This window comes from Neisseria sp. P0001.S005 (assembly GCF_051963715.1).
The window spans coordinates 1-9,469 of sequence record NZ_JBQCTZ010000134.1; the positions used below are offsets into that span (position 1 = coordinate 1).

Below are 9,469 nucleotides of genomic sequence, written 5' to 3' on the forward strand. Positions count from 1 at the left end.
CAAGTCAAAGTCGGCATATCATTATCAGGCATTCTACCAAACTATCGAAATTTTGACTAAAATTTTCCCTAATTTCCCTACTTTATACTACAAGCCCGACCATGAAAATCATCCCCATCTCAAATAACACCAACACAAACAACGAATTACCGGAATTTGACCGTGAATTGATTGCCAGTTTGCCATCAAGCGGTCCCCGTTATACATCCTATCCGACTGCCGACCGCTTCCATGAAGGCTTTAAAGAAGCCGAATATATCCAAGCTTTAAGCCTGCGTAACATGGGTGCGCTCAATAAACCCCTTTCGCTCTACATCCATATCCCCTTCTGCAATACCATCTGCTACTACTGCGGCTGTAACAAAATCATTACCAAAGACAAAAGCCGTGCCGATGCCTATATCCAGTATCTGGAAAAAGAAATGGAATTGCTGGCACCGCATTTGGGCGGAAGACACCAGCTTGCGCAGCTCCACTTTGGCGGCGGTACGCCCACATTCCTGAGCGACGACCAACTCGAACGCGTCTTCGACATGATTCGTAAATACTTCCAACTGATTCCCAACGGCGAATACTCCATCGAAATCGACCCGCGCAAAGTCAGCCGCGAAACCGTCCTCAAACTGGGCAAACTCGGTTTCAACCGCATGAGTGTCGGTATTCAAGACTTTGACCCTAAAGTGCAGGAAGCCGTCAATCGCATTCAAAGCTACGAAGAAACCAAAGAAGTGATTAATGCCGCGCGTGAAGCCGGGTTTAAATCGGTCAGCGTCGATTTGATTTACGGCCTGCCGCACCAAAACACCGAAAGCATCAAAACCACCATCGATACGGTCTTATCCCTCGATCCCGACCGCCTTGCCCTCTACCACTACGCCCACCTGCCACATATCTTCAAACCGCAACGCCGTATCGACACCAATGTTGTCCCCGGCAGCGAAGAAAAACTCGATATGCTGCAATATTGCGTCCAAACCCTGACCGAACGCGGCTACGTTTTCATCGGCATGGACCACTTTGCCAAACCTGACGACGAGCTCTCCATCGCCCTCAAAGAAGGTTTCCTGCAACGAAATTTCCAAGGCTACTCGACCTATGCCGACTGCGACTTGGTGGCGATCGGCGTGTCCTCTATCGGCAAAATCGGCAGCACCTACTCCCAAAACGAGCGCGACATCGATGCCTATTACGCCGCACTCGATGCCGGACATCTGCCGATTATGCGCGGCTACCAGCTCAATCAAGACGACATCCTGCGCCGCAACATCATTCAGGATTTGATGTGCCGTTTCTCGCTTGATTATCAAATTTATGAAAGCGTGTTCGGCATTCCGTTTAGCCGCTATTTTGCAGCCGAACTGGAAGATATGAAGCAACTGGAAACCCTCGGCCTGGTCCGTCTCAAGCCGCACAGCCTGACCGTGACGCCGAAGGGTCGTTTCCTGATCCGCAACATCGCCATGGTATTCGACTACCATTTGCGCCATAAAGAAACCAAAGCCAAATACTCGCAAACTGTGTAAACAGGAATGGACAAGGTCGTCTGAAAATTTTCAGACGACCTTTGTTTTTATTTTCAATACTTTCGGGTAACATAAAACCATATTTTCCGCTTTATCAGGATTCAAAGTTAATTTGTATAGGCGCGTATCCTATGATTACCGAACAGCAAAACGATATCCTCAGCATCAATCAAGTGCAGCTTCTCCTTGCTGAAAAACGCACGGCACTTGCTATCATGCGTACGGGCATTGCCGTTTTCGCACTCCCTTTGTCTATTTTCAGTGCGCTGATTGCGACATCGAAATGGTACGAAGCCGTTGATGTTTGGCCCTTGCTCGCACTAGTCAGTCTGATGAACATCAGTTTGATTATTTTCTCGGTCTATCTGATTACCCGCTCGCTCCGTAGAATGCACCAATACGACCGAATGATTGCCGATATCAAATACAACAATCAGTCTTTGCGTAAACTGATTAAGTCATAAAATGCAGATCGTTGGGGCTGAAATAGGTCGTCTGAAAATCAAAATATAGAGGAACTCCAGATTTGTATTAAAACATGATTCTGCCAAACATACCTTAATTGATCTTGGAGACCTTACTGTACACTTTGCTCCCCCTATTTGAATCGATACGATACCATTGCAGTAATTGGGATATAAAATGAACAACTCAATTGGATACTTGGTAGGAATCCTACCGGATAGACCTGTCGTGTTTAGACGAAAGCGAAAGCAGTCTGAAATTTTGGTTTGGCCGGTCTCTTATCTCAAACGCTTTTAAAATATGGAACAACCCGATTTTTTCCCCATCCCCAGTCCCTGTATAGGTGTCTGCGAAGCCAATGCCAAAGGTTATTGCAAAGGCTGCCTGCGCAGCCGGGAAGAGCGCTTGTACTGGCTCCAGATGACCGACAGCCAAAAACATCAAGTCATGCACCTTCTATCCCTCAGGAAGGCCAAAATCCGCAACCGCAAAATGGAAAAACCCGAAACGGGCGAACATCCGGTTCAAAACCTGCTCGATTTCTAAATCGCCCTTGCCTACCGCACACCACAATAAGGAAAAACATGAAAAAACTGCTTGCCTGCCTGCTTGTGCCATTGACCGCCCTTGTCTTGGGTGCCTGCCAACCTAATGCAACTTCAACCGACAACAAACCTGCCGAACTTAACTGGCAGCAGCCTAAACTGACCAGCAATGTTTGGAAAATCAGCAAAGAAGGCCAACCCGATTCCTATCTGCTCGGCACCATCCACATGGGGCAAACCAATCAAACCTTGTCTTCCGATGCAGTCAAACTATTGCAATCCACCGACCAATTGACCACAGAAGTTGACCCACTGCCGGACAGCAGTCCGGAAACGAAAAAAATGTATCAAAAATACTTCAAGGAAGTCATGAGTACCGAACCGCTCAGCCTCAAGCTTGGCAAAGCAGATTTCCGTCTTTTACAAGAAATCTATTCACAAAATGAAGAAAGCCGACCCATCGCCCAAATTGCCGACAAACTCCATCCATGGGCGGCATTCATTTTTGCCGGCAGTACATTTCCCAAAGGGTATAGCTCAGAAACCGGTGCAGATATGTTGCTGATCAACGCGGCCGCCGACATCAATAAGCCGCGTGGTTCATTAGAAAGCTTGGACGATGTTACCGCGATCTTCAAAGCCCAGCCTGAAGAAACCATGCTCAACTTTCTGAAAGCCAGTATTAAAACCAATAAAGAAGAAACCGAAGATATCAAAAAACTCCATCAAGCCTATTCAGACGGCCGCTTTGAAGAACTCATCCCACTTTTGGAAGAAACCGAACAGCGCACCCTCAAACTTGTTGATACCAAATACGCCAAAGCCATGTCCAATTGGCTGAAAAACGACCTCCTGATCCGCCGCAACTTGGCATGGCTGCCTGAAATCCGCAAGCAATCCGCCAAACAAAGCACCCTCTTTGCCGTCGGTATTGCCCATTTACCCAGCAAAAAAGGCTTAATCGAACTATTGCGTCAAGAAGGCTATCAAGTAACGCCCGAACCCAAAGTCCTGATTTGGTAATAAACCCCAATCAAACGACAAGGCCGTCTGAAAGTCTTTCTTTCAGACGGCCTTTATTTAATCTCTATTAAATGAAGCAGTAAGCAATGTTGAGCGTAACAATCAATCGCCTAATGCCGCTACCATCACCGCTTTAATCGTATGCATCCGGTTTTCTGCCTGATCAAACACAATGCTGGCTTCGCTTTCAAAGACTTCTTCCGTTACTTCCACACCATTCAGGCCGAATGTCTCATAAATCCATTCGCCGACCTTGGTTTCGCGATTATGGAAAGCAGGCAGGCAATGCATAAACTTGACTTGCGGATTTTCCGCCACCGCCATCAATTCGGGGGTAACGCGGTAATCTTTCAGCAAATCGATACGCTCTTGCCAAGCCTCTTTAGGCTCGCCCATGCTGACCCACACATCGGTATGGATAAAATCCACGCCTTTCACGGCTTTCTGCGCATTCTCCGTCAACAGAATCCGTCCGCCGGTCTCTTTGGCAACAGCCTGCACCGTTTCGATAATGTTTTCAGACGGCCACAAACTTTTCGGTGCACCGATACGCACGTCCATGCCTAGTTTCGCAGCCAACACCAGCAACGAATTGGCCATGTTGTAACGCGCATCGCCTACATAGGCAAACGCAATTTGGTTCAAAGGCTTGTCGCTATGTTCGCGCATCGTTAGCGCATCGGCGAGCATTTGGGTCGGGTGGAACTCGTTGGTCAAACCATTGAACACAGGCACGCCTGCATACTTGGCCAGCTCTTCCACCACATCCTGCCCAAAACCGCGATACTCGATACCGTCAAACATCCGTCCTAAAACACGCGCGGTATCCTTAATGCTTTCCTTATGTCCGATTTGACTGGCAGAAGGCTCCAGATAAGTTACCCCTGCACCTTGGTCGCGTGCAGCCACCTCAAACGCGCAACGGGTGCGGGTCGATGTTTTCTCGAAAATCAGGGCGATGTTTTTTCCTTTCATCTGCTGCACCTCGCGCCCTGCTTTTTTAGCGGCCTTCAATTCGGCGGCAAGGTCGAGATATGAAGTAATTTCTTCCGGCGTAAAATCCAAAAGTTTTAAAAAATGGCGGTTTTTCAGGCTCATGTCTTATTTCTCTTTTTCTAGCGTGGGCGTTACCCAACATTTTTCTCCATGCAGATTTTTCCGGGCTTCCCTGACCTTCTGCTACTCAATTTTTTAACGCGCGAAGCCTGCCCGAAGCGCGGCCCCTTATCCTCTATCAAAACTCAGAACAAGGCCGTCTGAACTTCGCCTCGCTCCAAGGCAAGCAACGACTGTTTGCGGTTCAAGCCGCCTGCGTAGCCGGTCAGTTTACCGTCGCTGCCAATAACGCGGTGGCAGGGAATCAGGATAGACACCTTATTCTGTCCGTTTGCAGCGGCAACAGCACGAATGGCTTTGGGATTACCCAACTGCTGCGCCTGCTCCTTGTAGCTGCGCGTTTCACCGTAAGGAATGGTCAGCAGCGCGTTCCACACCTGCTGCTGAAAAGCTGTACCTATCGTTTCCAAAGGCGTCGCAAAAACTTTCAGACGGCCTTGAAAGTATAAATCCAATTCTTGGCGCAAAAGTTGCGTTTGCTCATTTTCTTGGAAAATAAACTGCCCATGTAAAGCTTTTTGGACAGCCATGATTTCCTGTTCCATATGTTTCTGCCCGACAAATTCCAGCAGACACAAACCCTTGCTACCAAACACCGCCAACATCTCGCCCAAGGACGTAGCAACCGCGGCAACAGTCAGTTCGTTTGGACTATCTGGATAACGTGTTTCCAACAGCCGGATAGCTCGGCGGATACGGACATATTCCTCAGGCGTACAACCGATACAGTCAATAAAATCCTGCTCAAACTGTTTGGCTTCGTGTTCCGTAAACCGCTCATGCAGCAGGGCTTCGAGGTCGGCGGGAAAGTAGGTTTCCAACTGCTCTCGGATTTCATTCCACTTTGATGGAAGCGCATCTAAAGAAGGCAGAGTAATCATATTTTGCCTTGTCCAATTATCGATAACTTAAGAGAAAACAAAAAGAGCAAAAGAATCGGCTCTATCGTTTTTCAAAGCCTATGGGCTTTTTTCACTTCAACAATCGCGTCAACATACCTTCATACACTGCCGACAGCTTCGGAATATCGTCCAAGCGCACGTTTTCGTTGATTTGGTGGATGGTCGCGTTGGACGGGCCTAATTCGATAAGTTCTTTCGCAATGGCTTTGATGAAGCGTCCGTCCGAAGTACCGCCGGTGGTGGACAATTCGGCCTCAATGCCACAAATCTCGGCAATGGCTTCGCGTGCCACATCGGTCAGTTTTCCGGCCTGAGTCAAGAAAGGTTGGCCTGAGCAAGACCACTGCAAATCATATTGCACGCCGTGTTTGTCCAAAATGGAGTGGACGCGTTGTTTCAGCCCTTCTTCGGTGGACTCGGTAGAGAAACGGAAATTGAATTTGACGTTCAGCTCGCCCGGAATCACGTTGGTCGCGCCTGTGCCGCCGTTGATATTGGAAATTTGGAAACTGGTCGGGGGGAAGTATTCGTTGCCCTCATCCCAGACTTCTTGTGTCAGCTCCAACAAGGCCGGGGCAAAAGTATGCATGGGATTGATTGCCAAATGCGGATAGGCAATATGGCCTTGCTTGCCTTTGACGGTCAGGTTACCCGACAGTGAGCCGCGGCGGCCGTTTTTCAACATATCGCCCAATTTATCCACGGCAGTCGGTTCTCCGACGATACAGTAATCAATCAACTCGCCGCGCGCTTTCAACACATCGACGACTTTGGTCGTGCCGTCCAGCGCATCGCCCTCTTCGTCCGAAGTAATCAGGAGCGCAATGCTGCCTTGATGATCGGGATTTTCGGCAACGAAGCGTTCGCAGGCGGTAACGAAACAGGCAATGCTGGTTTTCATATCCGCCGCGCCGCGGCCATACAGACGGCCTTCACGCTCGGTCGGTTCAAACGGTGGCGAATCCCATTTTTCAACAGGGCCTGTCGGCACGACGTCGGTATGTCCGGCAAAGCAGAACACCGGAGCCTGAGTACCGCGTCGCAACCAAACATTTTTGGTGTCGCCAAAATGAAGCTCTTCGACGGCAAAACCGATTTTTTGCAGACGTTCGGCCAGTAGTTGTTGGCAGTTTTGGTCATCCGGCGTAACGGACGGGCGGGAAATCAGCTCTTTGGCAAGCTCTAAGGATTGGGTTTCGGTCATATTTGTTCACTTTGAGAAACAGGCCGTCTGAAACGTTCTGAATGTGATTTTCAGACGGCCTTGAGTTTATTTGAAGATACTGAATAGGCAGTCTGCCTTTCGGTATTCTGAGTTATTTTCCATGACAAGCTTCGTAAAGCGGCAGTAAGTCTTCCACTGTTTCCGCTATCCATTTCACGACATCCTGCTTGCCCAAATCATCACGTTCGATGTGTTTCCCGATACAGAAGAAATCTTTGTCGTCTCGAAGCTTTCTATCGCCGTCGCTTTGTTGGGCGACGATACGATAATCGTCATATTCGCTTTCCGCACCGTGCCACATATCGAATGAAGCGTATTTTTCAGTATCAAAATTATCCAGCCAGCGGTTGTAATCAGGCAACGCAATGGGGGAAACATCGGCTTTATAGCAATGCCAATCCAAGCTGACACTCAAACGGCGGCGATTTAGCAAAATCGATAAAATCGCTGCGGAATTTTTATATTGTTCGTATTTGAAATAAGCAAAGAAATGAGCGCGTACCTGCCAGCCGTTACACCAGCGTTCGATATGCGGCGGCGCAAACGGCGCACCCAATTCGGCGGCAACCTGCTGGATCAGCTGCTGCCATACCTGCCAGTTTTCTTTATAGTCTGCCTTGATTTGCGGAATGCTTTCAGGCTGGTATTTTTTTAGCTGGGAAAACTGGAAAAAAGGGATATTGAACAAATCGCAACTTTTTGGGGTCAGCATAGTGTATTCCTTGAGACGATTGTTTCAGACGGCCTTATTTGCGGCGGCGTGCGGCCATAATTTCGCCGATTTCGGTCAATTTTTCTTTGGGGATAAAGGTTTTGCCCATATCAAACAGTGGCTCTTCAATTGCCAGATGAACATCATATCCTGCGACAAAACGTTTGAATGCTTCGGCATTAGGGATATAGGCATTGTCCGCTTCAAGCTTGGCAAATTCAGCCGCTACGCCGTCCCAGTTGCTATGCAGGCTAATATGTTGGCGCAACAGCTCGTCAACGCTTTCTTGAGCTTGCGGCGCATATTGCAACAAAAGCGGAAAGAAGTTTTCTTCTTCATCTTCATGGTGCAACGGCGCGGCAACGTTGAAATACTGGGCAATTTGGCGGATGGTTTGCAAAACAACCTGATTGCAGCCGTTTTCGGCGATATAGTCCGACAACATGGCAACCTGATTGCAGAAACGGCGCACTTTGCCGTGGCAGGCGTACAGCATTTCAATAGGTTCGGCAAAAGTAACGCTTTTGGTTTCAAACGGATTCATAGGATTTATTCTTAAATTAATGTTTCCAGATTATAACAAAACAGCCTGCGCAAGGCAGGCTGTCTGTTTTCGAGCTTTAGGCGGATTAGTCAACCAAAGTAACTTTACCGTTCATCAAAGCGCCGTGACCTGGGAAGGTGCAAGCGAATTTGTATTCGCCGTCAGCCAGTTTGGCTGGATCCAGAGTCAAAGAAGATTCTTCGCCGCCACCGATCAGTTTGGTGTGGGCAACAACGCGTGCATCATCAGGTTTAACGTAGTCAGTGTCAGCTGCGCCAACGCCATCTTTGAAAATACCGTCCATGTCTTCAGCTTTACCGATGACAATGTTGTGACCCATGCTGGTTTTAGGTTGGGTACCGGTGTGTTTCAGGGTGATGGTGAATTCTTTACAAGCTTTGCTTACTTGGATTTCTTTAGTGTTGAACTGCATAGCGTCGTTGGCTTCAACAGTAGTCGCGCAGTTGCCGGCAGCAGGAGCAGCGGCAGCGTCGGCCGGAGCGGCTTCAGAAGCAGGAGCTGCATCAGCAGGTGCAGTAGTTTCTGCGGGGGCAGCTTCGGAAGCGGCAGAAGCAGCAGGGGCTTCTGCAGGTTTTGCAGCTTCTTGAGAGCATGCAGCTAAGCCGATAACGGCAGCGGAAATTAGAGCCAGATAAGCTTTCATTGATGTATCTCCTAATGATGAGAGTTTTGTTAAGTTCTATTAACAGCACTACACGAATATATTAATAAAAGGCAAACGCCAAACTAAAATTTATCCGCATAGCGTGATGTGAAATTCAGGCGTTATTTTGCTACAAACTTCACACGAAATCAAAGTTTCAAGCCAAGTTTACATCAGTTTACCTAAAAGAAAACAGATACTTTCTAGGTCGTATTTCTTTAGTATTAGATGCTATCAGCCGAACGATATAAGTTTTAACATTTATTAACTGTAATCTCATCTAACATAATTTTAACGGCTATGCTTGCGTACCAATTCTGCCAATGCCGCCGCCAATTCGGGATGCTTGCCTTCCAATTTAGCTGCCGCCTCATCGAAACTGTCTAAAGCTGCCTCGCTCAATCGCAAACTATTGGTTTTCGGTTGAGTCGGAGGCTTGGGAACTACCCTGACCACCACTTCCCTGACGCCTGCATGCAATGTTTGCAATTTGGGCAACATGGCAGGCAGGATCATTTTCAAACGCGAAGCAGCCATATTATTGGCGGCAAGCAAGACCAATCTTCCGTCTTCTACGCAGGCTGTCTGAAAATGCGGATGCAGGTTGGCCGGCAAAACCGTTTTGATTTTTGCATCCAATTTCCGCCATTGTTGCGATTGTTGCAACAAGCCTGCCAATAAATGATCGCGCTTGCCTAATTGTGCTAAATCCATATGTTTCAGACGGCCTCTCAGTAAATTAACCAAACA

Annotated in this window: 11 protein-coding genes; 4 read left to right on the top strand and 7 right to left on the bottom strand. The window is 48.1% G+C overall.

Annotated features, from left to right (window positions below; translation table 11 throughout):
* Positions 1-101: 101 nt before the first annotated feature.
* The 4 genes from hemN to ACTHSP_RS14180 all read left to right on the top strand — a co-directional run bounded on the left by hemN (position 102) and on the right by ACTHSP_RS14180 (position 3,556).
* Positions 102-1,523, top strand: a complete 1,422-nt coding sequence (gene hemN / locus ACTHSP_RS14165; protein WP_049350985.1) for an oxygen-independent coproporphyrinogen III oxidase — start codon at positions 102-104, stop codon at positions 1,521-1,523.
* Positions 1,524-1,654: 131 nt separating this feature from the next.
* Positions 1,655-1,987 carry a hypothetical protein gene (locus ACTHSP_RS14170; protein ID WP_049329518.1) on the top strand — a complete coding sequence of 111 codons (333 nt, stop codon included), beginning with the start codon at positions 1,655-1,657 and terminating at the stop codon, positions 1,985-1,987.
* Between the two features lie 301 nt (positions 1,988-2,288).
* Entirely contained in the window at positions 2,289-2,534 is a 246-nt protein-coding gene (locus ACTHSP_RS14175) for a DUF1289 domain-containing protein (protein ID WP_049329517.1), read from the top strand.
* Between the two features lie 38 nt (positions 2,535-2,572).
* Positions 2,573-3,556 carry a TraB/GumN family protein gene (locus ACTHSP_RS14180; RefSeq protein WP_049350986.1) on the top strand — a complete coding sequence of 328 codons (984 nt, stop codon included), beginning with the start codon at positions 2,573-2,575 and terminating at the stop codon, positions 3,554-3,556.
* A gap of 102 nt (positions 3,557-3,658) precedes the next feature.
* Here the strand turns inward: ACTHSP_RS14180 and argF are convergent, their stop codons facing one another.
* From argF to ACTHSP_RS14215, 7 genes are all read right to left on the bottom strand, one after another.
* Complete coding sequence (gene argF, locus ACTHSP_RS14185) at positions 3,659-4,654, bottom strand: ornithine carbamoyltransferase (protein ID WP_049350987.1); 996 nt, start codon at positions 4,652-4,654, stop codon at positions 3,659-3,661.
* Between the two features lie 143 nt (positions 4,655-4,797).
* Positions 4,798-5,553 carry a methylated-DNA--[protein]-cysteine S-methyltransferase gene (locus tag ACTHSP_RS14190; protein WP_049350988.1) on the bottom strand — a complete coding sequence of 252 codons (756 nt, stop codon included), beginning with the start codon at positions 5,551-5,553 and terminating at the stop codon, positions 4,798-4,800.
* Positions 5,554-5,644: 91 nt separating this feature from the next.
* Entirely contained in the window at positions 5,645-6,778 is a 1,134-nt protein-coding gene (gene dapE, locus ACTHSP_RS14195) for a succinyl-diaminopimelate desuccinylase (RefSeq protein WP_049350989.1), read from the bottom strand.
* A 112-nt stretch (positions 6,779-6,890) separates the two neighbouring features.
* Entirely contained in the window at positions 6,891-7,511 is a 621-nt protein-coding gene (locus ACTHSP_RS14200; protein ID WP_049350990.1) for a glucose-6-phosphate 1-dehydrogenase family protein, read from the bottom strand.
* Between the two features lie 34 nt (positions 7,512-7,545).
* The gene (locus ACTHSP_RS14205) at positions 7,546-8,055 is read right to left on the bottom strand and encodes a hemerythrin domain-containing protein (protein WP_049350991.1); all 510 of its coding nucleotides are present in this window, start codon (positions 8,053-8,055) and stop codon (positions 7,546-7,548) included.
* 85 nt (positions 8,056-8,140) lie between these two features.
* Positions 8,141-8,719 (bottom strand): azurin, encoded by a 579-nt coding sequence (azu, locus tag ACTHSP_RS14210; protein ID WP_003684449.1) that lies wholly within the window; start codon positions 8,717-8,719, stop codon positions 8,141-8,143.
* A 291-nt stretch (positions 8,720-9,010) separates the two neighbouring features.
* On the bottom strand, positions 9,011-9,433 hold the full coding sequence (locus ACTHSP_RS14215; RefSeq protein WP_049329568.1) for a DciA family protein: 423 nt from the start codon (positions 9,431-9,433) through the stop codon (positions 9,011-9,013).
* Between the last annotated feature and the right edge of the window lie 36 nt (positions 9,434-9,469).